Here is a 25,640-nt window from a genome sequence, read left to right on the forward strand (position 1 = left end):
GAAGGTATTGCGGTTAATTAAATTGTGGCAGATACGCTTTGTTTACGGCTAGTACTTCATCCAATAAAGGTGAAGCCAGTCCCGCGTCGCCGATTAACGGGTTAGTGACCAGCGCTAGCAGCGCAGATTTTCTGTCGCCGTGTACGGCGGCTTCAATCGTCAGGCATTCGAAAGATTTCACCTGCTGTGTGAGACCCACCATGGACACGGGGAGCGAACCGAATGCGAGAGGGTGCGCACCTTGAGCATCTACGATGCAGTCGGTTTCGATCACGGCATCAGCAGGCAGGTCGTGAATTGCCCCACGGTTTAGCGTGTTGACGACCAAACGGGTGCCGAGATTATTGTGGATCGCGCATATGAGCTCTAGCGCAACCTCTGAATAAAATGAGCCGCCGCGGAAACTTAACTGTTCTGGTTTGTGGTCTAAATTTGGGTCGGCATATAGCGCAAAGAGCGCTTTCTCAACGTCCATCACCTGTTCAGCGCGGGTGCCTTCGGCGCTAGCCTCGGCGATTTCATCCTTCAACATCGTGCGGGTTCGATAGAAATAGCGGTGATAGGGGCAGGGTATGGCACCTAGCGCGCGCAGAAACTCTGGCGGCCACGGCTCTTCTTTGATGTTATTCATGGTGAGCGCCGCGCCATCGCAAAGCATGTCGATGACCCGTTGCGTCTGGTCTTGTCCATCGGCGGTGACCTGATGCACCCACACCATATGGTTTAGGCCCGCGAAACGCAGCTGGACGCCTCGATATGGGCGCTGCAGCATTTTGGCAATCATGTGATGCATGGTGACGGGAACGTTGCACAGGCCAATGATTTTGGCTTTGGTGTAGCGAGAAACCGCTTCGGTAACGATACCTGCTGGATTGGTGAAGTTAATGATCCAAGCATCGGGTGCCAGCTGTTCAACTTTGCGAGCGATATTCAACATGACAGGAATAGTGCGCAGCGCTTTAGCAAAACCGCCGACGCCGGTGGTTTCTTGCCCTATTAATCCAAACTTTAAGCCGAGGTGTTCGTCAGCCGCACGCGCCGGTAACTGACCTACGCGCAGCTGAGTTAATACAAAACTGGCTCCACGAATGGCATCATCGGGTGTGAAATGAACGCTGACCTTCACCTGCTCAAAGCCATGGCGTGCCAGCATTCGACGCGTGAGATCGGCAATGATCTCAACCTTGTGACGGCCTGCTTCAACGTCAACCAACGCCAATTCAGACAGTGGAATTTGCTGAGCACGCTGGATAATGCCTTCAACCAATTCCGGTGTATAACTGCTGCCTCCACCGATGATGGCAACTTTTATCGGGATCATGCGAGAGTCTCCGTTTTATCTGGCAATGAGGGTTTCGATGATCATCAGGGCAACAGAGGAGCCGCGAGACAAATAGCGTTGGGTTTATCACCCGCCTCATAAACCTGATAAATCAGATAGTGTTTTTTGCATTTATCATAAAATGAGAGCGCTCTCATTTTGGTTTAAGACTAGCAACTTCCATCAATCGGTTTGCGAGTCAGTTCGCAAAAATTCATTTTTGAATAATTAGGTGGAGGATGAAGTGTGATCTTGATTGCAAAATCAGGCATTTTTCGTCGCTAAGAGGCGGCATTTTTTCAGACTTATCCCATCGTTAAGTAAATGTGAGTAAATGGGTAGCTAATAGGCTAGCGCCTAATTAGAATCGATAAGTTAATTTGTTGTTCACCTGCTTTGAAAAAGCCCGCTGAGAAAGGATGTGTCATGTTCAAGAGAGTATTCGTCACCCTAACCGCGCTATTTTCGCTGACGGTAATGGCTCCGGCCGCATTGGCTGCGAACAGCCATGTTTTACTGTCGACGACCGCTGGTAATATTGAAATTGAGTTAGATAGTCAAAAAGCGCCGGTGTCGGTGAAGAACTTCCTCGACTACGTGAACAGCGGATATTACAACAACACGATTTTTCATCGTGTAATCCCTGGTTTTATGGTGCAGGGCGGTGGATTCACTGCGGACATGCAGCAGAAAACGACTAATGCGCCAATCAAAAACGAAGCAGATAACGGTTTGCGTAACCTGCGCGGCACTATCGCCATGGCGCGTACCGCTGAAAAAGACAGTGCAACTAGCCAATTCTTTATTAACGTTGCCGATAATGCCTTCTTAGACCATGGCCAGCGTGATTTTGGTTACGCGGTATTTGGTAAAGTGACTAAGGGGATGGACGTCGTCGACAAAATTGCTCAGGTACGCACGGAGAACGTTGGCCCATACCAGAATGTCCCTTCTAAGCCGATCGTGATTACGTCGGTAAAAGTACTGCCATAATCTCTGACATTGAGTTTGATGCCATCATCTGAGATTCCCGCCGCTGTTGGCGGGAATTTTGTTTCTAGCGCTGCAAAAAATTCTTCAATAGCTGGTGGCCCTGCTCGCTTAAAATGCTTTCGGGATGAAACTGCACGCCCTCAACGTCTAGGGTACGATGCCGTACGCCCATTATCTCGTCGGGTTCGCCGTTGCGTTCACTCCATGCAGTAATCTCTAAGCAATTGGGCAGCGTCTCTTTTTCCAGAATCAATGAATGGTAGCGCGTTACCGTTAGCGGGTTATTTAAGCCATGAAATACGCCGCTGTTGGTATGGCGAATGGCGCTGGTTTTGCCATGCATGACCTGACGAGCGCGAACCACGTTGGCACCGAAAACCTGTCCTAAGGCCTGATGACCTAAACACACGCCTAACAAGGGTATTTTCCCTGCAAAGTGCTCGATAGCGGCTAGAGAAATCCCTGCATCATTTGGCGTACAAGGTCCCGGTGATATCACCATATGCGAAGGCGCCAGCGCTTCGATTTGCTCAAGAGTGAGATCGTCGTTGCGGCGAACGATAACGTCGACGTCGAGTTCGCAAAAGTATTGATAGAGGTTGTAGGTAAAGGAGTCGTAGTTATCGATCAGCAACAGCATCAGAGGTTCGCTTTGTACGGAAATGACATCAGATGCCCCGATGATAAATCATGCGAGGCATAAGTAAGAGCATAAGAAAGCCGGTGGTTATTTACGCCCGCCCATAATCGAGCCTAAAACGCCGCGCAAAATTTGGCGGCCTAGTGAACTTCCTACCTGACGCGCCATGCTTTTTGCGGCGGTTTGTACCACCCCATCTTTCTTGCCGCCGCGAGGACCGGTGGTGCCGAACAGAATTTCATTCAAGCTGCCCATCAATCCACCGCCTTCTTGCGCGTTGGCCTCTGGTTTTTTCACGTCCTCAGCGCTGGCCTTTTCATCGCCGCTTTCAACCGTGCTGAAACCCTGCTGGGTTATTTTTTCATAGGCGGATTCGCGATCGACGGCTTCGTCATAGCGACCATAAAGCGGCGAATGATTTAGGGCGTGATTCAATTCATCGGCGGTTAACGGCCCCATACGGGATTCGGGCGCGATAACCATCGCGCGCTCAACGATAGTTGGACGGCCGCTTTCATCCAGGAATGAAACCAATGCTTCGCCTACGCCCAGCTCGGTAATGGCCTGCTCGGTGCTGAATTCGGGATTTGCGCGCAGGGTTTGCGCTGCGGCTTTCACGGCTTTTTGATCGCGTGGGGTAAACGCGCGTAGCGCATGTTGAACGCGATTGCCCAGTTGGCCGAGAACGTTATCCGGGATATCCAGTGGGTTCTGGGTGACGAAATAGATCCCTACGCCTTTAGAGCGGATCAGGCGTACTACCTGCTCTATTTTATCCAGTAGGGCGCTAGGCGCGTCGTTAAACAGCAAATGAGCCTCATCGAAGAAGAACACCAGCTTTGGTTGCTCAACGTCACCGACCTCAGGCAGCTGTTCAAACAGCTCGGCCAGCAGCCATAGGAGGAATACCGAGTAGAGCTTCGGCTGATTGATAAGCTTGTCGGCGGCCAGCAGATTAATAATGCCTTGCCCGTTGGCGTCGCAGCGCATCAGATCTTTGATATCTAGCATGGGCTCGCCAAAGAAATGATCGCCGCCTTGCTGATCCAGCGTCAGTAATCCGCGCTGAATAGCGCCAATGGAAGCGGTAGAAATATTGCCATACTGGGTGGTGAACTGTTTGGCATTATCACCAACAAACTGCACTACGGCGCGGAGGTCTTTCATATCGAGCAGCAGCAGGTTGCTGTCATCGGCAATTTTAAACACCAGCTGCAATACGCCGGACTGCACATCGTTTAAATCCAGCAGGCGAGACAACAACAGCGGGCCCAAATCGGATACCGTGGCACGAATAGGGTGACCTTTTTCGGCAAAAATATCCCACGGAATGATCGGACACGCCTGCGGCGACCAGTCAGTGACCTGCAAAGCATCTAATCTTTTCTGTAATTTATCGGAAGGCGAGCCGGCAGCCGCGATGCCGGACAAGTCGCCTTTTACGTCGGCCAAAAATACGGGAACACCAATACGAGAGAACTGCTCTGCCATTTTTTGTAGGGTCACGGTTTTCCCCGTACCCGTAGCGCCGGTAATCAGTCCGTGGCGGTTGGCCAGCGCCGGAAGAAGTTGCAGCGTGACTTTTTGATTCTTAGCAATGGTAAGCGGAGCGCTCATGGTCAGTCCTTAAGTGAAGAGGCGGAACGTAACTTCCAAGTTCAAAGTATAAGCACGCTGAATCTTAGTCTCAACTTTAACCGCTGTAATTGGGCAGGGATATTTTGACAAAACAAACGCAAATTACGGTTGCCATGAAGTGATTTATTATGCATATTTTGTGATTATATTTTCATTTGATGGCTGGCAAATCGTTGCTGGCGATGCGAATAAGGTGGAAAAGTGATGGCGAAGCAGCAGGCAGTTGCAAGAGACACATTTGAAAAGGTGATGTTGCCTATCTATGCACCGGCGGATTTCGTTCCCGTGCGCGGTAAAGGAAGCCGAGTGTGGGATCAGCAAGGGCGAGAGTATGTGGATTTTGCGGGTGGTATTGCCGTGACTGCGTTAGGGCATTGTCATCCCGCGTTGGTCGCTGCGCTACATGAGCAAGGCGAAAAGCTGTGGCATGTGAGTAATGTTTTCACCAATGAGCCTGCGCTACGCCTTGCACAAAAACTGATTGATGCCACCTTTGCCGAACGTGTTTTTTTTGCGAACTCCGGCGCAGAAGCAAACGAAGCGGCGTTTAAACTGGCTCGCTACTATGCCTCCAGCAAAATTAGCCCCTATAAATCCAAGATCATTGCCTTCCACCATGCCTTTCATGGCCGTACGTTATTTACGGTTTCCGTTGGTGGTCAGCCAAAATACTCCGACGGCTTTGGCCCGAAACCTGCCGACATTGTGCATGTGCCATTTAATGATTTAGACGCCGTTCGCGCCGTTATCGACGATCATACCTGTGCGGTGGTGCTTGAACCCGTTCAGGGGGAAGGCGGCGTGATGCCCGCGACACAAAGCTTCTTGCAGGGCGTGCGTGAACTTTGCGATCGGCATCAGGCGCTGTTGGTTTTTGATGAAGTACAAAGCGGTATGGGTCGTACCGGTAAACTATTTACTTACATGCACTACGGTGTGACGCCGGATATTCTCACCACCGCCAAAGCCCTGGGGGGCGGTTTTCCGATTAGCGCCATGCTGACAACCCATGAAATTGCCAGTGCGATGCAGGTGGGAACTCACGGTACCACCTATGGCGGCAATCCATTGGCCTGTGCGGTTGCAGAGGCGGCTTTGAACGTCATCAATACACCTGAGGTGATGGCGGGAATTGAAGAGCGTCACGGCCTGTTTGTGGAGGCTCTGGAGAAGATCAATACCCAATACAATATCTTCACTCAGGTGCGTGGAATGGGACTGTTGCTGGGGGCTGAACTGAGCCCTGCCTATCACGGCAAGGCGCGAGATATCTTGCATGCCGCCGTGAGCGAAGGACTTATGCTGCTGAATGCAGGACCGGATATTCTGCGCTTTGCGCCATCGTTGGTTATCGAGTTTGCCGATATCCATGAAGGCATGGCACGGCTGGAAAAAGCCATTGCTAAAGTCGTGGGTGGTAATTAATCCCTGAGTTTACGGCTCATCCAAATTCCGTGGTGCGGTCGTTGCCGCCATGCTATCGACGAAATGGTATGCATGGCGCGTAAGTGCGCAATGATGCGTCGTAGATGCACTTCAATTTGGGTCACGGGCATGCCGTTAGTTTCTTGATCGTCAGATTGAAACACAGCGGCGTTGTCATTGAGCGTTGGACCATCGTGCTCCAAACGTTGCTGACAAAGCTGCAACGCAATTTCACACCGCTGTAAATAATCCTGTGCCAGATTCTCAGTGAGCATGTAGTGATCGCGTGCGAGGATCGTCATGGCATTGAGATGCTCAACGATAAACTGGCTGTGGGTGATCCACAGGCGCATATCCGTTAAATAACGTGAATCAAACCCCGGTTCCTGCATCGCCTGATTAAGCGAGGTAAAGACGGCGTTATGTGCCTGATTCACTTTCATGCGCGCATAGGCCAGTGCGGTTATTTTAGGTTCAGGCGACAGTAAAAGGCGAAGTTCGTCTTGGTAGGTTTCCAATGCCTGATGCGCATTTTTGCGCAGTAAGCCGCTTTGCCACTGGGGCCACAGCCAAATGGTGCTGGCAAAGGCAAGGATACAGCCGAGAACCGTATCGATGAGGCGGGGAACCAAGAAATGAATTCCATTAAGCTGTAACAGCTGAAGCGTATATACCGCCGTGATGGTGAAACCGATCACGGCCAGCCCGTAATTTTTCCTGAGAACCAAATAAGCTGCGATGGTTATCACCAGCATGCAGCTTAGCGTGACGTTCAGCGGTAGGTTGAGTTGAAGTAGTCCTGCGGCAACAATTAACCCAACGAAGGTACCCAGCGCACGGTGCTGGATCCTGACTCGCGTCGCGTTATAGCCATTTTGGATCACCAGCATGATCGTCAGTAAAACCCAATAGGGCTTTGGCAGATGGAATAACATGCCGAGGCTACTACCTGCCGCCAGCGTTATGCCTAAACGGGCGGCGTTGCGCAGCGCTACTGATTTTAACGAAAGATAAGCACGCAGCGCAGGCCAGAAAGGAAGCCGCTGCTGGGTGGACATCAGATTGCGTTGATATAATGGGCGTTGGCGTTCTAGCAGGCGAGCCACGCGGCTAAAATGGTAGTAACAGAATTTGCCAACGGGGTTATCTGGATGCTGATTGGCCAGCTTTTCGAGCGCTGATAGTTCAATATCCATCGAGAAGTGCTGAGGATAACGGTGGTACAGAATATCGTCGGCAACCGTTTTGAGCCGTTCTGTAATGACCTGAGCATTGCGGCGTATTATCGCTTCGGCTTGGCTTTTTTCTACCAGCTTTTGTACTTCATCAGGCTGAGACAGGCTAACGGTGATGTGTTCTTGTAAGTCTAGCGCGACCTGAAAATAGCGCAGCAGGCGTTTGTATTCTGGGTTGTGCACCAATGACAGCATGTGCATTTGTTGATAGATCTGGGTAATGAGATCCATCACTTTTTGCTGGCGTTGCAGCAACGGAGGCAGCGCGGTTTCAGGATCGATATGCTGAGTTAGTAGGCTGTATTTGGCTTCCATGTAGTCGCCAAGCTGGATGTATAGCTGGCTTAGGTTTTCGCGGATCGGTTGCCCTTTCCACAACAGGAACCAAAACCAAGTGAAGGCGCCATACCAAATCGTGCCGACAATATACAGCAGTGGCCCGTGCCAGATAGGCACGCTTCCAGCCATACTCAGGGTAAAAATAGAGGCAACCAGCGCAGCAGGCATGAGCCGCGCGTGAAGTGGGCTAATCTCACCGTTAACGCCCAGTAACAAGGCTAAACCGAGCATGATCAACGGTAGGGGAATTTGCCAGAGTAAGCATTGCTGTAGCAGAAAACTGCTGAAGGCAAATAAGCTGCCGCCAACGACTAATCGTTTGATAAAGCGTTTATGAGGTGTATCGAGCCCAGCGATATTGCAGCAGGCGGGAACTAAAGAGAACATCAGCCCGAGTTGTAGATTACCTATCAACAGGCCGAATAGCACAGGAAGACACAGCACCAGCGTTTGACGCAGTGCGTAGTTGACTTCCGGGTGGTAGATGAACCGCCGCCACATAGCTAAAGAAACCCGTGCAGCAAGGCTACACGGGCATCATTTATCAGCGAGTGCCGTAAACGACGATGGTTTTTCCGTGTGCGGAGATCAGGTTTTGATCTTCCAGCATCTTCAGAATACGACCAACGGTTTCACGGGAACAGCCAACGATCTGGCCGATTTCCTGACGAGTGATCTTGATCTGCATACCATCTGGATGAGTCATGGCATCCGGCTGTTTGGCCAGATTAAGCAGGGTCTGAGCGATACGACCGGTTACGTCCAAGAACGCAAGGTTGCCGACTTTTTCAGAGGTAACCTGTAAACGGCTAGCCATCTGAGCAGACAGGCGCATCAGAATATCTGGATTGACCTGAATGAGCTGGCGGAATTTCTTGTAAGAAATTTCAGCCACTTCACAGGCGGTTTTTGCACGAACCCAGGCGCTACGTTCTTGCCCTTCCTCAAATAAGCCTAGTTCACCAATGAAATCGCCCTGATTCAGATAAGAAAGGATCATTTCTTTGCCTTCTTCATCTTTAATCAATACAGCAACGGAGCCCTTAACGATGTAGTACAGGGTTTCAGCCTTTTCACCTTGGTGGATCAGGGTACTTTTGGACGGATACTTGTGGATATGGCAATGAGACAAGAACCATTCAAGAGTCGGGTCTGTTTGCGGTTTGCCGAGAACCATTCGCTATTATCCTCTGTTGTTATCGCTGCCCTAATATCGGGATACTGATCCTGACAGTGTGCTTATCGTGGCACGGGGCTTTGCTTATTAACTTGTTATAGCACTTCATAATCGAGATATAGAGTAATAGGCTAAGGTAATTATTTCCTATAGTTATTGATCTATACCCGTTTCAATCCATAAAGATCCATTTCGGCATAGTTTGTAGCACAGCTTTGTGCAGGTGTCTTGTGTTGTCTCGCTTCAGCATCAAGAAGTGAGGCCTCGGATTGCCTGTTTTTCATAGAAAGCGTAGTCTGATGCCAAAATTTAACCAAAGGGGTGATAAACATGCAGGCACGAGTGAAATGGGTTGAAGGGATGACTTTTCTGGGTGAATCTGCTTCAGGACACCAGATCCTTATGGATGGAAACGCTGGCGATAAAGCACCAAGCCCAATGGAAATGGTGCTCATGTCTGCGGGCGGATGCAGTGCGATTGACGTGGTGTCTATTTTGCAGAAAGGGCGAATGGACGTGCGCGACTGTGAAGTGAAATTAACCTCTGAGCGCCGCGAAGAAGCTCCTCGTTTGTTTACTCACATTAATCTGCATTTTATCGTCACCGGCAAAGGGCTGACCGATAAAGCCGTTGAACGTGCGGTTGCATTATCTGCTGAAAAGTATTGCTCGGTAGCGCTGATGTTAGGCCAAGCGGTGAATATTACCCACAGCTTTGAGGCTATCGTGGTTGAGTAACGACTACTCCCAAGCATAGTTCTGGCATTCCCAACGCAATAAATCCAAGAATCGCCGTGCTGTTAAGGTTAGCGGCGATTTTCGTGAATAGAACACGCAATACTGAGCGGTGGGTAGATCGTCGATAGGCAATGAACAGAGTGTATTCTCTAGCCCCAGTGGCGCCCGCATCGCCCGAGCCACGATGGTAAGGTATTGTGCCTGTTGTACCATGCTTAATGCGCAAACCACGGAGTCGGTTCGGATCGGTGATTGGCTAAGCTGGAGGTAAAAATTCCCCATCGCTAATTCTAGCTGTTGGTAGTAGCCCATATCAGTTTCGGGTATCAACCATTTTGCGTGCTTCAACTCTTCTAACGATTTTGCCTGAGCAAATGGGTTGTCTCGGTGGGCGATAATGCAAAAGGGCGATTCAAACAGCGGCTCACGTACGAGATCCATTGGCGTCGTTTCAGCGGTTAATGTGCCGATGGCGAAATCTAATTTGCCTTCACGTAAAGCCGGTAGAAGCGTCGAGAGCTGAGCCTCTTTGGCATGTATGTTGGCCTGTGGAAACTGACACTTAAAGGTATCAGCCGCTTGGGGAAACACGGTTAAGGTAATTAGCGAAGAAAAACCTACGGAGACAGAGCCTTGAGAATATTGGCTAATTTGTTCAATTTCGTCTGCCGCACGTTGTAATTCCTCCAAAATAAGCTGCGAGCGTGCCGCAAATGCGCTGCCTGTTTCAGTTAGCATCATTCCTTTGGCCCCGCGCACGATAAGCTGTGTGTTTAACGTATGCTCCAATTCCTTAATTGCTCTGCTTATTGCCGGCTGTGACTGGTTTAACGCGCGCGCTGCTGCGCGAATACTTCCTCGGCGAATCACTTCCTGAAACGTTTTTAGCTGCTGGATCTTTGGCAGATATTTCACCGCGCTTCCCCTATCAATAAAAAGCATCACTCCCAAAAAAATGACATCTTACACAGTGTGGGTAAAGACGATATTTTCATCAATGCCATCTGGCGCGCAGTTAATAAAAAAAAGCGATGCACATCACATAAGCACCCTTATACCTTTGAGCCTCAGTCAGGGTTGACGCCGTTTAGCGAGGAGTTTGGCTATGCAATTTCAGCGCCGTTCATTGATGATTTTTTTACTGTTTATCGGTTACGCCGTTGTTTATATCGATAAAACCGTGGTGGGGTTTGCTCTGTTGCCTATCGAGCGGGAGTTTTCTCTCCAGCCTGAACAATTAGGCTATATCACCGGCATTTTTTTCCTCGCTTACTCTATTTTTCAGATCCCGGCCGGTTGGCTTAACGATCGCTTTGGATTCAAAAAAGTCTTGTGTAGCTCACTTTTTCTGGTGGGTGGGTTTGCCATGTGTTTTGGCTGGTTGGGGCTCACCTTTGGTTTATTGCTGACGTTTCGTTTTCTTGCGGGGATGGGGCATGCGGGTTACCCAACCTCCTGTGCTAAAGCGGTAACGGCGAATTTCGCCGTAGAACAGCGTACTTTTGCGCAGTCTATTCTGCTGTCTTCGGCAGGGTTAGCTATGACGTTAGGCCCGTTAGTGGCAGTGTATTGCCTTGAGCATATCGGTTGGCGTGGATCCTTTGTTTCGCTCGGGGTTTTGGCATTTATCATATCTGGCTGCATTTTGTGGTTGGTTCCCAACCCACAGCGGGCGTTGTCAATATCTTCAACCCCAAGGCCGAGCGTGTCTTATCGCCAACTGTTGAAGAGCCCTATCGTAATTTTACTGTTTATCGCCATTTTTTGTTTGAACATACCTTCTTACGGCCTGATGGCATGGCTGCCTAAATTCTTGGTGCAAAACCGCGGGCTACCGCTGAGCGTATCTAGCTTAGTCGCGGCGGCGGGCGGGCTGGGGATATGGATTTCGTCTTTGTGCACCGGTTATTTCGTTGGCAAATTCATGCAGGGAAAAGAGCACAAAGTGGTTTGCACGTGTTCGTTGCTTAGTGCGGTGTGTATTGGGTTGGTTTACGCCACGTCTTCGGCTATTTCAGCCAGTCTGTTTTTATTCTTCGGTTATGTGTTTCTCATGGCGTCATTTGTCACCGTTTTCACTTTGCCGATGAAACGTTTACCGACTGATGTCATGGGAGCCGCGATGGGGATTATTAACACCGGTGGTACCTTGGGCGGCTTTATTGCCCCGATTGCTATGGGATATCTGGTGAAGATGAGTCCAGGCTATTTTTCTACTTTTGTTTTTCTGGTTGTGGTCATGATTGTCTCAGGGCTAGTGATCCTGCCGTTGGCAGGTAAAAACTATAGTCCAGTTCGTGAAGCTGCGTAGTAGGGGAGATGTACGATGAAATTTGAACTTGATGCCATGTTGTTATCTGTCATGCCGGATGTTATTCGTTGGCGCCGCCATATCCATGCACATCCCGAGCTCTCCTTCCAAGAGCAGAAAACAGCCGACTATATTGCCGACGAGCTGTCTAGCGTAGGGGACATTTCGATATCGCGCCCGACCAATAACAGCGTGGTTGTTGATTTAGTGGGGGCATTGAGTGGGCCTCGTTATGCGTTACGTGCTGATATTGATGCATTACCGATTCAGGAAGAGAGCGAAGAGCCTTTTGCATCAACTCATGCTGGCGTGATGCACGCGTGCGGCCATGATTCACATGCGGCGATGTTGATGGGGGCGGTCAGCGTTTTAGCACAATGCCGTCGTTATCTGCGTGGTCAGGTGCGGTTTATATTCCAGCACGCCGAAGAACTTCCGCCCGGTGGAGCCCAAGAGCTGATTAAGCTGGGTGTTTTAGACGGCGTGGAGATGATTTTTGGTTTACACGTCATGCCGAATTTCCCAACAGGGGTTGTGGGCTGGAAGCCCGGCGTATTTTGCGCATCCAGCGACAACTTTGATATCACTATCAAAGGAAAAGGTGGCCATGGCTCCATGCCGCAGCTGTGCATTGACCCGGTGGTTATTGGTGCTGAGGTGGTTACTGCGATGCAAAATATCGTTGCGCGTAAAATCGATCCTTTGCAGACACCAGTATTAACCGTTGCGACGTTTAGATCTGAGGGGGGCTATAACGTGATCCCTCAAACGGCTTCTTTGGCCGGGACTTTGCGCACTCATGTGGCTAGCGTGCGTGAAAAGGTGCCGCAGCTTGTTGAGCAAACCGTTGCGGGAATTACGCAGGCGCACGGCGCGGATTATGACATTCGCTGGACGCGAGGCTACACAATCGGTAATAACGACGTTGAGGCGAGTCGGATTGCGCGTGAGGTTATTGAACAGCAGCTCGGCAAAGAGACCGTGCTTGAAATGCCTGCACCGATGTTTGGTGGTGAAGACTTCTCTTTTTATCTGGAAAAAGTACCAGGCTGTTTTCTGTTTATCGGCAGCGGTAATGAAAATTTGGGTGCGGTTTATGGCGTCCACAACCCAAAATTTAAATTAGATGAGGACGCTATGCGTATCGGCCTGAAGCTACATCTGGGCTTTATTCAGTATTTATTAATGACAGAATAATCAGCGCGGTTATTCGATTTTTTTCCCTTCGATCAGGCGTTGCACCAGCGGCGTCATGATCAGCTCCATAGCTAGCCCCATTTTTCCACCAGGAACCACCAACGTGTTGATGTGTGAAATAAATGAGCCCTGCAGCATTGCCAGAAGATAGGGAAAATCAATGTTGTCTAAGCCTTGGAAATGGATCACGACAAAGCTTTCATCGGATGAAGGGATAGCTTTGGCAGCAAAAGGATTGGAAGTATCGACCGTAGGCACCCGCTGGAAGTTAATATGGGTGCGAGAGAACTGCGGCGTGATGTAAGTGATGTAATCTTCCATTGAACGTACCACCGAATCCATCACGGCTTCACGTGAATGGCCGCGTTCGCCGGTGTCTCGTACTAATTTTTGGATCCATTCCAGATTGACGATAGGGACCACGCCTACCAGTAAATCGACGTGCTGAGCTACATTGTGCTGCTGGGTGACAACGCCGCCGTGTAGCCCTTCGTAAAAGAGTACATCGGTGGGTTCTGGCAGTGCTTCCCATGGGGTAAACGTGCCTGGAACTTGATTGTAGGGAACGGCTTCATCGTAGGTATGCAGATATTTACGGGAACGTCCGCGCCCATGCTGGCCGTATTCAAGAAAGCTTTGTTCTAGAAAAGAGAAATCATTGGCTTCGGGGCCGAAATAGCTGATGTGGCGGCCTTGCTCGCGAGCCTTACGAATAGCCGCGTCCATTTCGGGCCGGGTGTAACGATGAAAACTATCGCCTTCTAATTCAGCGGCTTTCAGATGGAATTGCTGAAAGATTTTACGAAAGGCAACGCTGGTGGTGGTGGTGCCGGCCCCACTGGAGCCGGTCACAGCAATAATCGGGTGTTTGGCTGACATAGATAACACGACTCCAGTGGTTGGGGCTAAACGGTTTATCTGAAACCGTAATAATTAATATCTATGGTTGTATCCTGAATCTGGATATCGCTCCACTCTTTTGGTTTTGTTTTTAGCTGACCATTCAAAATGATGCTTTTGAGCTTAGTGCTATCGCGCTTGTTTTTATCCAAATACTCATCAAAGTCCATTTTACTAATCATGGTCCATTTCCCCTCGCGTTGGGCATAGACTTGGCAGAATGGGTTTTGAGGATCGCTGAAGCTACACAAGATAGGCTCTTGTATTCCATCGGCATTGAGATCTAACGTTGTCAAAACGCAACTATGTGCAAGCAGATAGCAATCGTCTATGCGCTCTCCCCGATAAGTATTTTCTGATAAAGACGCCCACCAGCTTAATTCAGGAGATGTGACTCCTGTCGCCAGCTGTATATTTTTACGTGCGAGCTCCACCGTAAATATCGCGGGTTTCTGTTTGTCCTCATCGCGGTAAGAACCCCAGCGACTGGTTTGTATCAGTATTTTTTCTAGCTTGAATTTTCGGCTAGGATCGCTAACGAATTTGGCATCATGACGTAGCGCCTGAAGCGCATTGTTGCCCCTACGACCTGTATCAAAACGCAGCATGGCGAGATCCAGCTTATCCGGAGATGTCTTTCCAGCGGTATAACGCTGCATTTGATCGTTTACGCTAATGCGGTACGGGTCGATGATCGGCGAGTTGCAAAGAATCAGAATCGCTGCGATTAGGCACATCATCTTTTTGTTGATGCTACCCAGAGGGTGAAGCCAGAGGGCGTGTTTGCGTAATACGGCGGCTGCGTAGGCAAGGCTCAGACAAAGCGAGAGCCCAACAACGACAGCGGCCCATAGTCGGTCTGGTGTCCAGCCATATTGCACGATCCTGAGACCTAAATAGTACGTGGACAATATCGCGTAGATGGGCAAAACAAGCAGCGAACCGTTGATGATATAGCGAATGACTTTTGGATAGGGTTTCTTCTCGATATTGTCGGCGCTGAGGTGTACCGCATTAACTAGCAGAGCCAACAGAAGAGACATGGTGGTAAGCAGCGTAGTTGCTGACGACCACTGCTTGGTTAAGGCGTTTATCCCTGTAAAAGGTAGACTGAAGATAAAAATCAGAGCGAAAAAAGATAGTAGCGGAAGCAGACCTTTAACCATCAATGAGAGTAGTTTGCGAACGGTGATGACCAGCTTTGGGTTAGTTCGACAGATGAGAACGCCAATGGCAAGAACTACGCTATTGGCAAGATATGCGGATATTTGGTGTTTAAAGAAAAGATTGTAAAAGAAATCAATCCCAATCAATTTGAAGAGGCCTGCACCCAGCGACAAAATTGCCCACATTAATCCCGCAATAAGCAGGGTTAATACTACGGTGATGGTATTTTTCCAAATAGAGTCGTGCAAATCAGGGTAGTGGGTTGGCGAGTTAGGGTTCTCGATTCGCACCTGCAGCCATGGCAGGGTGACAAATATAATCGCGGCAAGAGAAAAATAATATGTCGTTAGTATGTTGGTTCCATAATCCCTGATACCGACATCGTTCCAATTTACCCAAGCTATCATGGCGGCAAAAATAACGGTGTAGATAAGCAGTGCTTTCCAGAGCGTTTTGTCGCGTAGTGTATTAACTGACAAAACGAACAGTAAGGGCAGAGATAATGAGAGTGCCTGCACATAAAGCAGTGCAGAGCGGTGAGCTAACATCCATTCACGAGTATTGAAATCGTTGCACAGATAGAGCAGGCCGCCTTGTATGAGGCACACTAAAATAATCACTATGCGTGTATTGAGCGGTACATTGGAAGGCGATATTTTTTGTTCGGCGCTATGCTGCGAAGTGTGTTGCGAGAGTAGAGACATCCATGCTTCTCCTGATTGTTTAAGCGTCTGTTTTGACATCAAACCAGTCAAAATATTTGGATGTCTTTACTTAATATTGGTTTTATTCAACGGATATGCAAAGGTTACTCATACTCTTCAGGTGCATCTCGGAATTGCCCTTTGGGCATGATATTGACTGTTTCATGTAGCTCAGACCACACTAAAACGGCGTCACCATTTTTTAGCTGTCGGCGCACATCTTCAACCTTCTGCGTCAATGATTTTTCATGTATGCCATAGTCCGTGCCTTCGCGTAAAACGAAGGATTCGATCAAACTATCCAGCGTATCTGCGGCCAAATTCTCCCAAGGGATAATCACTGTGTATTCTCCAAAAATGGGGTTAACCAAGAGGGGATGCGTTGTTCCAACCACATCTGAGGTTTCCTAAAACTGCCACCGATGAAGCCAACGTGTCCACCAAATTCGGTAAGCTGATATTCAATATTAGGCGGTAAATCTTCCGGCTGTGGGATCACTTCCGGCGTCATAAACGGATCGTCTTTCGCGTGGATGATGAGCAGCGGCACGGTTATCTTTGGCAGCAGCGGTAGGGCGCTACAGCGACGGTAGTAGTCCGTTGCGTTATCAAATCCGTGGATGCGTGAGGTGATCACATCATCGAAATCGCGAATGCGTTTTAAGCCTTTCAGCGTTTTTAAGTTCAGCGGTAAGGTGTTTGGGTAGCGCTCGAGCTTACGCTGGGCGTTCTGTTTTAGCTGGCCTAATAGATAGCTTTGATAAACGCGCGAAAAGCCTTGTTCTAGCCGATATGAGCAGGGCTCTAGCATCAATGGAGCGGAAACAATGACGGCGGCATTGAGCGTAGCATTTGCGCCTTCTTGCCCTAAATAGTAAGCCAGCATGTTTCCGCCGAGTGAAATACCCACGGCGGCGGTCGGTGCCTCGCCGTATGTTTCGCGCAGCCAGTTGAGAAAGAAGCGCGCATCTTCGGTTTCACCGGAATGGTAGATACGGCTCATTTTATTCGGTTCTCCGCTGCAGCCCCGAAAATGCATTACTACGCCTAGCCATCCGGCTTCTTTCCACGCATGCAGCAAACCATGTGCATAGGGGCTGTAGAAACTGCCTTCCAAACCATGGAACAACACCACCCGTGGTTTATGTTGCGCCTGTTCTGGCGGCTCGCTCCAAGCTAAGTCAATGAAGTCGCTGTCGGGTAAGGCTAAGCGCTGCCAATGTGGCTGCAGTAACGGCTTGCGCCGAAACAGCCTTGGCAAAATAGTTTGCAGGTGCGGGTTACTTATCCCGCGCATAGGAGAGAATTGATTATTCATAATGTGATTAATTTTCATGTCATCGTTCTTGTGCGATCAATATCACACTGATAGCTTCAAGGTCACGACAAACATAAAAGGGTGGGAGTACCCAACAAATGGAACTTGGTCTATTTCTTTCAATGCTAGGGTTTTTGTGGGTAGCGGCGATCACGCCTGGGCCAAATAATATGCTGCTGACCTCGTCGGGGGCGAACTTTGGTTTTATGCGTTCGGTGCCGTTGATGTTGGGTATTATGCTTGGAATGCAGTCTCTGCTGCTTTTAGTGGCGTTTGGCGTTGGTAGCCTGTTGCTGGTTTATCCAACGCTGCATACCGCCCTAAAAATATTGGGTAGCTTATATCTGCTGTACATCGCTTGGAAAATCGCGACGTCCAGCTATGAAAAACTTGATCCCACGGCGGTAAAAGTCAAAAAACCGGTTAACTGGTACCAAGGCTGGCTGCTTCAGTTTTTAAACCCCAAGGCATGGCTTATGGGATTAGGCGCCGTAGCCAGTTTCAGCCTTGCGGGTTCTGAATATAATCATTCCATTATTGCGATCAGCATCGCGATGGTTTTGGTTAATTTAGTATCCGGTATTATTTGGCTGGGTTTTGGCACCGTGATTGGCCGCTTGCTGAACAGCCGTCGGGCTTGGTTTACGTTTAATATCTCTATGGGATTGCTGACGGCGGCCTGTGTACTGTTAATTTGGAATTAAGTGGTTTTTATTTATTTTCTGCACAGCATAGTAGTGTGGGATATAACCAATATTATTAATTGTATTTAATAATATTGGTTTATTTTTATAAGTTTATTAAATGTATTTTTCTTTGTCTGCTTTTTTTATTGTTTTAACCTCAAATTGTTCTCCAGAGTTTTTTTTGTTGGGGATGTTCGAGTTATTTAATTGACGTGTTTTTATAACTTGATGAGATGTTTGCATGAGCTTTCATGTGGATAAATAATAAATATCAATAGTAGCAAAGGCGGATATATGCGTAAGGTGAAAACATTGGCAGTTGCCCTTTCAGTTTTCTTTTGTTCTTTTTCTTATTCACAAAACTTGTGGATTAATATAAAAAACAATAGCACTGACAGCGGAAATGAATTGGCCATTAAAAATGCAAAAGTTGGCGATTTTAAATTGCCATTATCACAGCCCTCTGGTTTGAGTAAAAATGAAAGAGGGTGGGAAGTTGAGGGATTAGATAGCAATGGGAAGGTATTATCTCAGACTTTTATTATGGACGGTTCTCTGCGTCGTTTCGAAACCTTCGATCCACAGAAGAAAACGGTTTCTCAGGTAAAATATGTTGCTTTCCATGATTCAGAAATACGTGCAATCATCCCCTTCTCTGACGCACTCGCTAAAGTACATGTTTACCCAGTAAATATTCAAAAAACAGCTCAGAAAGGGGTGCTTAAAGAGAGCAAGCCTTTTGAAGTGACGAGACAGCAGATTGAAAAAGTGGCTAAAAACTTATCATCTTCTTCTGATTCAAAGAAAAAACTCCATTCTCAAGTTGTTACGTCTAAAGATAGCGCAGTATCGAAGCCTATGACTATTGCCATAATGGGCGATGGCTATACTCAAGATGAAATGGGACAGTGGAAGAGTGATGCGGATGGCATTATTAAAGGTTTTATGTCCGATCCATTAATTAATTCACTAAAAGATAAGTTTAAATTTGTTCGTGTCGATGTGGTAAGTAATGAATCAGGTGTGAGTAATATAACAAACTATTATGATTTCTATGATACGGCCCTAGGTACTATAATGGGCTGTTCTGGTATCGAACGTTTGCTTTGTGTCGATACCTCAGCCGCCACTTCAGCAGCCGATAATGCATTAGGCGTTGGTGGCTATGACCAGATATTAGTTGTAGCTAATACCTATGATTATGCTGGTGCAGGCTATACCGATGCACATATTGGGACTTTAACGCTTAATGATCAGTCTATCGAAATTGCACTGCATGAGTTTGCTCACTCCGCTTATAATCTTGCCGATGAATATGATGATGATGGCGGTAATTGTGATACGGCCAATGAGCCAACTGCGGCAAATGTGACCTTAGAAACTCAAAGAAAATATATTAAATGGGCAAGTCTGATCAAACCTGAAACGGCAATACCAACATCAGATCAAACGGCTGGCGTTGTCGGTTTATTTCGCGGCGCAGAATATTGCCCGAATGGGAAATATCGTGCAACCTACGATTCTAAGATGAGAACGCTATCTACTCCTTGGTATGCGGTTAATGAAGCACGCATTCGTGAAGTGATGAGCCACTATGGACAATAAATTACACTTAAAAGTGTGACGCTCTTTAATATTGGTTAATGAGTACATGTTTTACGGATCATGTACTCATTTAGCTAGATTTATTTGGTCTTTATCACAACGCCTTTCGGTTACTTCAGTTACTGACCTATCTTGCTACGGTTTCCATAGTTAGCGGATCAGTAAGCTGCAATTATCTCTATTTGGAATAAAGAATACTTTTTTATTCCTTCTTAACTAAATCGTGCTCAGCTAAAACTGTGTTCAACGCAGGGCATTGTGCTCCTGATACAGAAAAATAAGCGGAGCAGATGATGACGAACAAAACTTTTTCTTTACGTAGCGTGGCTGCGTTTCTCACCCTCTCGTTAGCCGCAACGAGTGCGTACGCACTTGATGTAACCGTGGCGTATCAAACCTCCGCAGAACCGGCCAAAGTGGCACAGGCAGATAATGCCTTTGCCAAAGCCTCAGGCGCGAAGGTGGATTGGCGTAAGTTCGACAGCGGCTCAAGCGTGGTGAAAGCCTTAGCTTCCGGCGACGTGCAGATTGGCAATATTGGGTCTAGCCCGCTGGCTGCGGCGGTGAGCCAAGGACTGCCGATTGAGGTTTTTCTGCTGGCCTCTCAGTTGGGTAACTCAGAAGCGCTGGTGGTGAAAAAAGAGATTAAATCCCCCCAAGATCTTATCGGTAAGCGCATTGCGGTTCCTTTTGTGTCTACCACCCATTACAGCCTGCTTGCGGCGCTTAAGCATTGGGGTATCAAACCCGATCAGCTCACCATCCTAAATCTTCAGCCACCGGCGATTGCGGCGGCGTGGCAGCGCGGTGATATCGATGGTGCTTATGTTTGGGCGCCTGCGGTTAACGAATTGGCGAAAACCGGCAGCGTATTAACTGACTCAGAACAGGTCGGCAAATGGGGCGCACCAACGCTGGATGTATGGGTCGTACGTAAAGACTTCGCGCAGCAGCATCCCGATGTCGTAACCGCATTTGCGCGCACGACGCTAGCGGCACAAAAGGCCTATTTGGCCGCGCCCGATCAGTGGCTAAAAGACGGGCAGAACGTCGACAAGCTCTCTAAGCTGAGCGGAGTACCGCAAGATCAGGTTCCGGGATTGGTGAAGGGAAACCGTTATCTGCCCGTTGCCGAGCAGGTTAACGAGCTGGGCCAACCGGTAGATAAAGCCATTCATGATACCGCCGTATTTTTACAGCAGCAGGGCAAAATTCCTCAGGTGGCCGCAGATTACCGCAGCTTTGTGAATAACCAGTTTGTGAAGCAAGTGCAGGCTGAACCTCAGTCATAAGGAGCTACCCATGCTGTCAGTGAATCATCTCAGTGCTTCCTATGATGGAAAACCTGTTCTGGAAGACGTCTCATTACAAATTGCGAGTGGGCAGCTGGTGGTGGTGCTCGGGCCGTCTGGGTGTGGAAAAACCACGTTGTTGAATCTGGTGGCGGGGTTTAGCCAGCCAGATTCGGGTTCGATAACGCTGTCTGGCCGTGAGGTCACAGGACCAAGTGCGGAGCGCGGGGTGGTATTTCAAAATGAAGGCCTGCTGCCGTGGCGAAATGTTTTAGCCAACGTAGTGTTTGGTTTGCAGTTACAAGGCGTGGCGCGCGATGAGCGAGACGCTATTGCGCTACGGATGCTGCGCTTGGTTGGGCTAGAAGGCTATGAACGGCACTTTATCTGGCAGCTATCGGGCGGAATGCGCCAGCGAGTTGGCATCGCCCGTGCTTTGGCGGCGAACCCACAGCTGTTGTTATTGGATGAACCTTTCGGCGCACTCGACGCGTTCACGCGTGAGCAAATGCAAGAATTGCTGCTAAGCGTTTGGCGTAAAACGGGTAAACAGATTTTGTTGATTACTCATGATATTGAAGAAGCGGTGTTTTTGGCCTCTGAACTTATCCTGTTGTCGCCGGGGCCGGGGCGCATTGTTGAACGCTTGGCGCTGAATTTTGGCCAGCGCTATGCCGATGGTGAGCCATGCCGAGCGATTAAATCCGATCCCGCGTTTATTGAACGTCGCGAATATGTGCTTGGCCGCGTCTTCGAGCAGCGGACACCGCATGCGCAAGGAGTTTGGTCATGAGTCTTCATTCCACGCTGAAAGGTAATACCGCTGAGGACACGCACAAAACAGCCATATACCAGAAGAAAAGAGCTATCCCATCAAACGTGATCATCAGCGCACTCACGCTGCTGACCATTTTATTGGTCTGGTGGGCTGTAACCGCGATGCAGCTTATTAGCCCACTGTTTCTGCCCGCACCTCAGCAGGTACTTAAGCAACTGGTGAGCATCAGCACGCAGGGCTTTATGGATGCGACGTTGGGGCAACATTTAGCCGCTAGCTTGGGGCGTATTCTGGTCGCGCTGCTTGCCGCCGTGGTTATTGGGGTTCCTGTGGGAATTGCGATGGGGCTCAATCCTACCGTACGCGGTATTTTGGACCCCATTATTGAAATCTATCGTCCGGTGCCGCCGCTGGCCTATCTTCCGTTGATGGTTATCTGGTTTGGCATTGGTGAAACATCCAAAATATTGCTGATTTATCTCGCGATTTTTGCGCCTGTTACACTGGCCGCTGCCGCAGGTGTGCGGAGCGTAGAGCAAGTTCGTGTGCGTGCGGCTCAAGCGCTGGGGGCAAATCGCTGGCAGGTGTTGTGGTATGTGGTGCTTCCCAATGCCTTACCTGAAATTTTAACAGGCCTGCGCATCGGGCTCGGCGTGGGTTGGTCTACGCTGGTGGCCGCAGAGCTGATTGCCGCGACGCGCGGTTTAGGATTTATGATTCAGTCCGCTGGTGAGTTTTTAGCTACGGATGTTGTTATCGCTGGCATTAGCGTTATTGCGTTGATTGCTTTTGCATTGGAATTGGGCCTGAGAGCCTTGCAGCGCCGCTTAACCCCGTGGCATGGAGTGAAAAAATGAATGAACGCCTCGCTATTCAACCTTTAAGCCCTGCCATTGGTGCCGTCGTTAGCAATATAGACCTCACCCGCCCGCTGAGTGATTCACAGTTTGAACAGCTCTATCACGCACTGCTAAAGCATCAGATATTGTTTGCGCGCGGGCAGGCTATTACACCGTTGCTGCAACGTGAGCTGGCATCACGTTTTGGTGATTTGCATATACATCCGGTTTATCCTCATGCGGCTGGCGTGGAAGAAATTATTGAGCTCGACACGCATAACGATAACCCTCCGGATAACGATAACTGGCACACCGACGTGACTTTTATCGAGAATCCACCAATGGGCGCGATTTTAGCCGCTAAACGCCTGCCAGAAGTCGGTGGCGATACGCTGTGGTCGAGCGGCATTGCCGCCTTCGAGGCGCTTTCACCTCAGCTCAAGGCATTATTGAGCGGCCTACAAGCCGAGCATGATTTTGAAAAGTCGTTCCCTGAATATAAGCATCTGCGCTCGGAAGAGGAGCACCAGCGCTGGCAGCAGGCAAAACGTCAGCATCCGCCTCTGTTGCATCCGGTGGTGCGAGCGCATCCTGTGAGTGGGCGTCAGGCGCTATTCGTGAACGAAGGATTTACCACGCGTCTGGTGGGCATTCCTCAGCAAGAAGGCGATGCGCTGTTACAGTTCCTTTTCCGTCATACGACTAAGCCTGAATTCCAAGTTCGCTGGCGTTGGCAGCAGGACGACATTGCGATTTGGGATAACCGCGTGACCCAGCATTATGCCAATGCAGACTATTTGCCTCAGCGCCGAATTATGCATCGAGCGACTATTCTGGGTGATAAGCCGTTTTATCGCGGTGAAACGAAGGGTGCTTAGAGACTGATACACAACAGAGTGCAGCCAACGAACGAGGTATTCCTTGCGGAATACCTCGACGTAAGGTCGCTTACCGTTTAGATGCGTAGGCTAAAACGGCTGCAACCTCTCTATTACCGTTTTTGATGTGTATTTCACACAGGTATCCATGTGTGATCCCAATGAACGCCAGAAGAGTTATACAGACGATCAATAGACACCAAATAACAGTTTTTTGTGGCATTTTTGGTTTTCCTTTTCCTTGTTTTACAACGGGGAAGAGGCTAACCTCACACTGCTGAGTATGAGGGTTGGCCTCACCTTGATTTAATATCAGGTGGGGCTTTTTCCTATCTGCCATACCACTCTATGCTTAAGACAGACAGTCCTAAGCACCCAAGCGCAGAGTAAATACGCTTTCAGGTGCTTAACAGCGGGTTTGTGAGATTATGCGAAGTGGATTCCAGCGAATATTTCATCGCTGGCAATCGATTACAGCCTCTTTGCGAGGCTTATTCGCTTTCAGCCTCAAAGGCTTTGGTCATGACTTCCAGCTTTTCCTGCCCATCTAACCATTCCATCTCAGCTTCTTCTAGCGCGGCTTTGGTTTGATTCTGCTGCTGTAGGCATTCAGTCAGCTCCGCTTTGCGGCTGATGTCATACAGTTCGCTATCGGCCAACTTTTCTTCGAGTACGGCTAACTGCGTGCTCAGTTTTTCCATTTGCTGCTCCATCTTCATGATGTGCTTACGGATCGGCTGAGTCTGGGTGCGGAATTCGGCGGCACGGCGCTTTTGATCTTTGCGCGCCTGAGCGCTGTTTCCGCTAGTTTCGCCTTCGCTCTTATTGGAGTCTTGCTGTGCCTGTTGACGTTGTAGGTCAATCATCCACTGTTGATAATCTTCCAGATCGCCAGCAAACGACTCAACTTGACCATCGTGTACCAAGTACAGATCGTCGGTCGTTGAACGTAGTAAGTGACGATCATGGGAAACCACCACCAACGCGCCTTCGAAGTCGATGAGGGCTTCGGTCAGCGCTTGACGCATGTCTAAATCGAGATGGTTAGTCGGTTCATCGAGCAGTAATAGATTAGGGCGCTGCCATACGACCAGAGCTAATACCAGACGCGCTTTTTCGCCGCCGGAAAAACGCGCGGTGTGCTCGGTGACTTTATCGCCGCGGAAACCAAAACCACCTAGGTAGTCACGCAGTTGCTGTTCCGTTTCGCGTGGGGCGATACGGGTAAGATGCTGCAACGGCGATTCATCTGCGCGTAAATACTCCAACTGATGCTGAGCGAAGTAGCCTAACTTCACGCCTTTGGCTAAACCGATTTCGCCTTTTTGCGGCGCTAATTCACCGGCCAGCAGCTTGATTAGCGTGGATTTACCTGCGCCGTTGCGGCCTAGCAGGCCAATGCGAGAACCGGGAACCAGATTCAGCTTGATGGAATCCAGAATAGTTTTGTCACCGTAGCCGGCGCTCACTTTTTCCATGCGCAGCAATGGATTAGGCAGGCTCTCTGGTTCGCGGAAGCTGAAGTGGAATGGATTGTCGACATGAGCTGGTGCAATCAGCTCCATTCGCTCTAGCATTTTCACGCGGCTTTGTGCCTGCTTAGCTTTAGAGGCCTTGGCTTTGAAGCGATCGATGTAGCTTTGCAGATGCGCGACGCGCTGTTGCTGGCTTTCATACATAGATTGCTGTTGCGAAAGTTTAGTGGCGCGCTGTTGCTCGAATGAAGAATAGTTGCCGGTGTATTCGAACATTTGCTCTTGTTCGATATGCAAGATTTTGTCCACGATCGGATCGAGAAAATCACGGTCATGGGAGATAAGGATCAAGGTGCCGGTATAGCTTTTCAGCCAACGTTCTAGCCAAATCACCGCATCTAAGTCGAGGTGGTTGGTGGGCTCATCGAGAAGCAGTAAATCGGAGCGGCAAATCAGCGCTTGAGCAAGGTTAAGGCGCATACGCCAGCCACCGGAGAAGGATTTTACCGGTTCTTCGAGTTGGCTTTGGCTAAAGCCTAAACCGTGTAGCAGGCTGGAAGCGCGAGAGCGGATTGTCCACGCTTGGATGGCGTCCAGTTTTCCATGCACTAATGCGATGGCGTTGCCGTCGTTGCGTTCGTTTGCGTCGTTGAGTTCAGACTCTAGCTGGCGGAATTCGCGGTCACCGTCGAGTACATACTCTAAAGCGGGCACGTTGAGCGCTGGAGTTTCTTGGTTGACCCACGCCAGCGCCCAGTTACCAGGAAAGTTGAAACTGCCGGCATCGGCACTTATTTCACCTTTTAACAGCGACAGCAGCGTTGATTTCCCACAGCCATTTTTACCCACCAGACCCACTTTCTGGCCGGGGTTAACCGTTGCACTGGCATTGTCTAGCAGAACGCGGGTACCGCGTCGAATTTGTAGCGATGAGAAAACAATCATAAAGCGCCGTCTATTAGAAATGTGTTAAATTACGGTTGT

23 protein-coding genes are annotated in these 25,640 nt (G+C 49.2%); 11 read left to right on the plus strand and 12 right to left on the minus strand.

The window, feature by feature from the left end; genetic code table 11:
• Positions 1 to 13: 13 nt before the first annotated feature.
• Positions 14 to 1,321, minus strand: a complete 1,308-nt coding sequence (locus BN1044_RS15340; protein WP_072309438.1) for a 6-phospho-beta-glucosidase — start codon at positions 1,319 to 1,321, stop codon at positions 14 to 16.
• Positions 1,322 to 1,747: 426 nt separating this feature from the next.
• Between BN1044_RS15340 and ppiA the strand changes: the two genes are divergently transcribed.
• Positions 1,748 to 2,314 carry a peptidylprolyl isomerase A gene (gene ppiA / locus BN1044_RS15345; protein ID WP_072309439.1) on the plus strand — a complete coding sequence of 189 codons (567 nt, stop codon included), beginning with the start codon at positions 1,748 to 1,750 and terminating at the stop codon, positions 2,312 to 2,314.
• Positions 2,315 to 2,378: 64 nt separating this feature from the next.
• On the opposite strand, the gene BN1044_RS15350 is transcribed toward ppiA, so the two are convergent.
• Both BN1044_RS15350 and BN1044_RS15355 read right to left on the minus strand, forming a co-directional pair.
• Positions 2,379 to 2,954 carry an aminodeoxychorismate synthase component II gene (locus tag BN1044_RS15350; RefSeq protein WP_072309440.1) on the minus strand — a complete coding sequence of 192 codons (576 nt, stop codon included), beginning with the start codon at positions 2,952 to 2,954 and terminating at the stop codon, positions 2,379 to 2,381.
• Between the two features lie 87 nt (positions 2,955 to 3,041).
• Entirely contained in the window at positions 3,042 to 4,571 is a 1,530-nt protein-coding gene (locus BN1044_RS15355) for a helicase HerA-like C-terminal domain-containing protein (RefSeq protein WP_072309441.1), read from the minus strand.
• Positions 4,572 to 4,796: 225 nt separating this feature from the next.
• On the opposite strand from BN1044_RS15355, the gene argD reads away from it, so the two are divergent.
• Positions 4,797 to 6,017, plus strand: coding sequence for a bifunctional acetylornithine/succinyldiaminopimelate transaminase (gene argD, locus BN1044_RS15360; protein ID WP_072309442.1), 1,221 nt, complete (start codon positions 4,797 to 4,799; stop codon positions 6,015 to 6,017).
• Here argD and BN1044_RS15365 read toward each other — a convergent pair.
• The gene (locus tag BN1044_RS15365; protein ID WP_072309443.1) at positions 6,014 to 8,092 is read right to left on the minus strand and encodes a YccS/YhfK family putative transporter; all 2,079 of its coding nucleotides are present in this window, start codon (positions 8,090 to 8,092) and stop codon (positions 6,014 to 6,016) included. The genes argD and BN1044_RS15365 overlap by 4 nt on opposite strands.
• Positions 8,093 to 8,135: 43 nt before the next feature.
• A complete protein-coding gene (crp, locus tag BN1044_RS15370) occupies positions 8,136 to 8,768 on the minus strand; it encodes a cAMP-activated global transcriptional regulator CRP (protein WP_004090925.1) in 633 nt (210 codons plus the stop codon).
• Positions 8,769 to 9,098: 330 nt separating this feature from the next.
• Between crp and BN1044_RS15375 the strand changes: the two genes are divergently transcribed.
• Positions 9,099 to 9,506, plus strand: a complete 408-nt coding sequence (locus BN1044_RS15375; RefSeq protein ID WP_072309444.1) for an OsmC family protein — start codon at positions 9,099 to 9,101, stop codon at positions 9,504 to 9,506.
• A 3-nt stretch (positions 9,507 to 9,509) separates the two neighbouring features.
• On the opposite strand, the gene BN1044_RS15380 is transcribed toward BN1044_RS15375, so the two are convergent.
• A complete protein-coding gene (locus BN1044_RS15380; RefSeq protein WP_072309445.1) occupies positions 9,510 to 10,421 on the minus strand; it encodes a LysR substrate-binding domain-containing protein in 912 nt (303 codons plus the stop codon).
• Between the two features lie 190 nt (positions 10,422 to 10,611).
• On the opposite strand from BN1044_RS15380, the gene BN1044_RS15385 reads away from it, so the two are divergent.
• Both BN1044_RS15385 and BN1044_RS15390 read left to right on the plus strand, forming a co-directional pair.
• Positions 10,612 to 11,817, plus strand: coding sequence for an MFS transporter (locus tag BN1044_RS15385; RefSeq protein WP_072309446.1), 1,206 nt, complete (start codon positions 10,612 to 10,614; stop codon positions 11,815 to 11,817).
• Between the two features lie 15 nt (positions 11,818 to 11,832).
• On the plus strand, positions 11,833 to 13,014 hold the full coding sequence (locus tag BN1044_RS15390; protein ID WP_072309447.1) for an amidohydrolase: 1,182 nt from the start codon (positions 11,833 to 11,835) through the stop codon (positions 13,012 to 13,014).
• A gap of 9 nt (positions 13,015 to 13,023) precedes the next feature.
• On the opposite strand, the gene BN1044_RS15395 is transcribed toward BN1044_RS15390, so the two are convergent.
• From BN1044_RS15395 to BN1044_RS15410, 4 genes are all read right to left on the minus strand, one after another.
• Entirely contained in the window at positions 13,024 to 13,893 is an 870-nt protein-coding gene (locus BN1044_RS15395; protein WP_025799235.1) for a phosphoribulokinase, read from the minus strand.
• A gap of 35 nt (positions 13,894 to 13,928) precedes the next feature.
• Positions 13,929 to 15,785 carry a DUF4153 domain-containing protein gene (locus tag BN1044_RS15400; protein ID WP_081329602.1) on the minus strand — a complete coding sequence of 619 codons (1,857 nt, stop codon included), beginning with the start codon at positions 15,783 to 15,785 and terminating at the stop codon, positions 13,929 to 13,931.
• A gap of 104 nt (positions 15,786 to 15,889) precedes the next feature.
• Positions 15,890 to 16,126: a YheU family protein gene (locus BN1044_RS15405; protein ID WP_072309448.1), complete on the minus strand. Its 237-nt coding sequence runs from the start codon at positions 16,124 to 16,126 to the stop codon at positions 15,890 to 15,892.
• Positions 16,123 to 17,103: a hydrolase gene (locus BN1044_RS15410; protein WP_072309488.1), complete on the minus strand. Its 981-nt coding sequence runs from the start codon at positions 17,101 to 17,103 to the stop codon at positions 16,123 to 16,125. Before BN1044_RS15410 ends, BN1044_RS15405 begins: the two co-directional genes overlap by 4 nt.
• A gap of 98 nt (positions 17,104 to 17,201) precedes the next feature.
• On the opposite strand from BN1044_RS15410, the gene BN1044_RS15415 reads away from it, so the two are divergent.
• From BN1044_RS15415 to tauD, 6 genes are all read left to right on the plus strand, one after another.
• Positions 17,202 to 17,807, plus strand: coding sequence for a LysE family translocator (locus BN1044_RS15415; RefSeq protein WP_072309449.1), 606 nt, complete (start codon positions 17,202 to 17,204; stop codon positions 17,805 to 17,807).
• A gap of 276 nt (positions 17,808 to 18,083) precedes the next feature.
• Positions 18,084 to 19,394, plus strand: a complete 1,311-nt coding sequence (locus BN1044_RS15420; protein WP_081329603.1) for a M64 family metallopeptidase — start codon at positions 18,084 to 18,086, stop codon at positions 19,392 to 19,394.
• 293 nt (positions 19,395 to 19,687) lie between these two features.
• Complete coding sequence (tauA, locus tag BN1044_RS15425) at positions 19,688 to 20,686, plus strand: taurine ABC transporter substrate-binding protein (RefSeq protein WP_072309450.1); 999 nt, start codon at positions 19,688 to 19,690, stop codon at positions 20,684 to 20,686.
• A gap of 10 nt (positions 20,687 to 20,696) precedes the next feature.
• On the plus strand, positions 20,697 to 21,479 hold the full coding sequence (gene tauB / locus BN1044_RS15430) for a taurine ABC transporter ATP-binding subunit (protein WP_072309451.1): 783 nt from the start codon (positions 20,697 to 20,699) through the stop codon (positions 21,477 to 21,479).
• Positions 21,476 to 22,321: a taurine ABC transporter permease TauC gene (gene tauC, locus BN1044_RS15435; RefSeq protein ID WP_072309452.1), complete on the plus strand. Its 846-nt coding sequence runs from the start codon at positions 21,476 to 21,478 to the stop codon at positions 22,319 to 22,321. Before tauB ends, tauC begins: the two co-directional genes overlap by 4 nt.
• On the plus strand, positions 22,318 to 23,181 hold the full coding sequence (gene tauD, locus BN1044_RS15440; RefSeq protein ID WP_072309453.1) for a taurine dioxygenase: 864 nt from the start codon (positions 22,318 to 22,320) through the stop codon (positions 23,179 to 23,181). Before tauC ends, tauD begins: the two co-directional genes overlap by 4 nt.
• Before the next feature lie 70 nt (positions 23,182 to 23,251).
• Here the strand turns inward: tauD and BN1044_RS15445 are convergent, their stop codons facing one another.
• Both BN1044_RS15445 and BN1044_RS15450 read right to left on the minus strand, forming a co-directional pair.
• Positions 23,252 to 23,404, minus strand: a complete 153-nt coding sequence (locus BN1044_RS15445; protein ID WP_072309490.1) for a Hok/Gef family protein — start codon at positions 23,402 to 23,404, stop codon at positions 23,252 to 23,254.
• A 268-nt stretch (positions 23,405 to 23,672) separates the two neighbouring features.
• Positions 23,673 to 25,601 carry an ABC transporter ATP-binding protein gene (locus BN1044_RS15450; RefSeq protein WP_072309454.1) on the minus strand — a complete coding sequence of 643 codons (1,929 nt, stop codon included), beginning with the start codon at positions 25,599 to 25,601 and terminating at the stop codon, positions 23,673 to 23,675.
• Positions 25,602 to 25,640: the final 39 nt, after the last annotated feature.

It is taken from the genome of Hafnia alvei (genome assembly GCF_900095695.1).
GTDB lineage: Bacteria > Pseudomonadota > Gammaproteobacteria > Enterobacterales > Enterobacteriaceae > Hafnia > Hafnia alvei_B.

Bases quoted from the DNA above. Each gene is read 5' to 3' on its own strand.
- BN1044_RS15365 (WP_072309443.1), bottom strand. From the start codon at position 8,092: ATGTGGCGGCGGTTCATCTACCACCCGGAAGTCAACTACGCACTGCGT.
- tauB (WP_072309451.1), top strand. From the start codon at position 20,697: ATGCTGTCAGTGAATCATCTCAGTGCTTCCTATGATGGAAAACCTGTT.
- BN1044_RS15340 (WP_072309438.1), bottom strand. From the start codon at position 1,321: ATGATCCCGATAAAAGTTGCCATCATCGGTGGAGGCAGCAGTTATACA.
- BN1044_RS15375 (WP_072309444.1), top strand. From the start codon at position 9,099: ATGCAGGCACGAGTGAAATGGGTTGAAGGGATGACTTTTCTGGGTGAA.
- tauA (WP_072309450.1), top strand. From the start codon at position 19,688: ATGACGAACAAAACTTTTTCTTTACGTAGCGTGGCTGCGTTTCTCACC.
- BN1044_RS15390 (WP_072309447.1), top strand. From the start codon at position 11,833: ATGAAATTTGAACTTGATGCCATGTTGTTATCTGTCATGCCGGATGTT.
- BN1044_RS15445 (WP_072309490.1), bottom strand. From the start codon at position 23,404: ATGCCACAAAAAACTGTTATTTGGTGTCTATTGATCGTCTGTATAACT.
- ppiA (WP_072309439.1), top strand. From the start codon at position 1,748: ATGTTCAAGAGAGTATTCGTCACCCTAACCGCGCTATTTTCGCTGACG.
- BN1044_RS15450 (WP_072309454.1), bottom strand. From the start codon at position 25,601: ATGATTGTTTTCTCATCGCTACAAATTCGACGCGGTACCCGCGTTCTG.
- BN1044_RS15395 (WP_025799235.1), bottom strand. From the start codon at position 13,893: ATGTCAGCCAAACACCCGATTATTGCTGTGACCGGCTCCAGTGGGGCC.
- argD (WP_072309442.1), top strand. From the start codon at position 4,797: ATGGCGAAGCAGCAGGCAGTTGCAAGAGACACATTTGAAAAGGTGATG.
- BN1044_RS15400 (WP_081329602.1), bottom strand. From the start codon at position 15,785: ATGTCTCTACTCTCGCAACACACTTCGCAGCATAGCGCCGAACAAAAA.
- BN1044_RS15355 (WP_072309441.1), bottom strand. From the start codon at position 4,571: ATGAGCGCTCCGCTTACCATTGCTAAGAATCAAAAAGTCACGCTGCAA.
- BN1044_RS15420 (WP_081329603.1), top strand. From the start codon at position 18,084: ATGCGTAAGGTGAAAACATTGGCAGTTGCCCTTTCAGTTTTCTTTTGT.
- BN1044_RS15350 (WP_072309440.1), bottom strand. From the start codon at position 2,954: ATGCTGTTGCTGATCGATAACTACGACTCCTTTACCTACAACCTCTAT.
- BN1044_RS15410 (WP_072309488.1), bottom strand. From the start codon at position 17,103: ATGAATAATCAATTCTCTCCTATGCGCGGGATAAGTAACCCGCACCTG.
- BN1044_RS15415 (WP_072309449.1), top strand. From the start codon at position 17,202: ATGGAACTTGGTCTATTTCTTTCAATGCTAGGGTTTTTGTGGGTAGCG.
- tauD (WP_072309453.1), top strand. From the start codon at position 22,318: ATGAATGAACGCCTCGCTATTCAACCTTTAAGCCCTGCCATTGGTGCC.
- crp (WP_004090925.1), bottom strand. From the start codon at position 8,768: ATGGTTCTCGGCAAACCGCAAACAGACCCGACTCTTGAATGGTTCTTG.
- tauC (WP_072309452.1), top strand. From the start codon at position 21,476: ATGAGTCTTCATTCCACGCTGAAAGGTAATACCGCTGAGGACACGCAC.
- BN1044_RS15385 (WP_072309446.1), top strand. From the start codon at position 10,612: ATGCAATTTCAGCGCCGTTCATTGATGATTTTTTTACTGTTTATCGGT.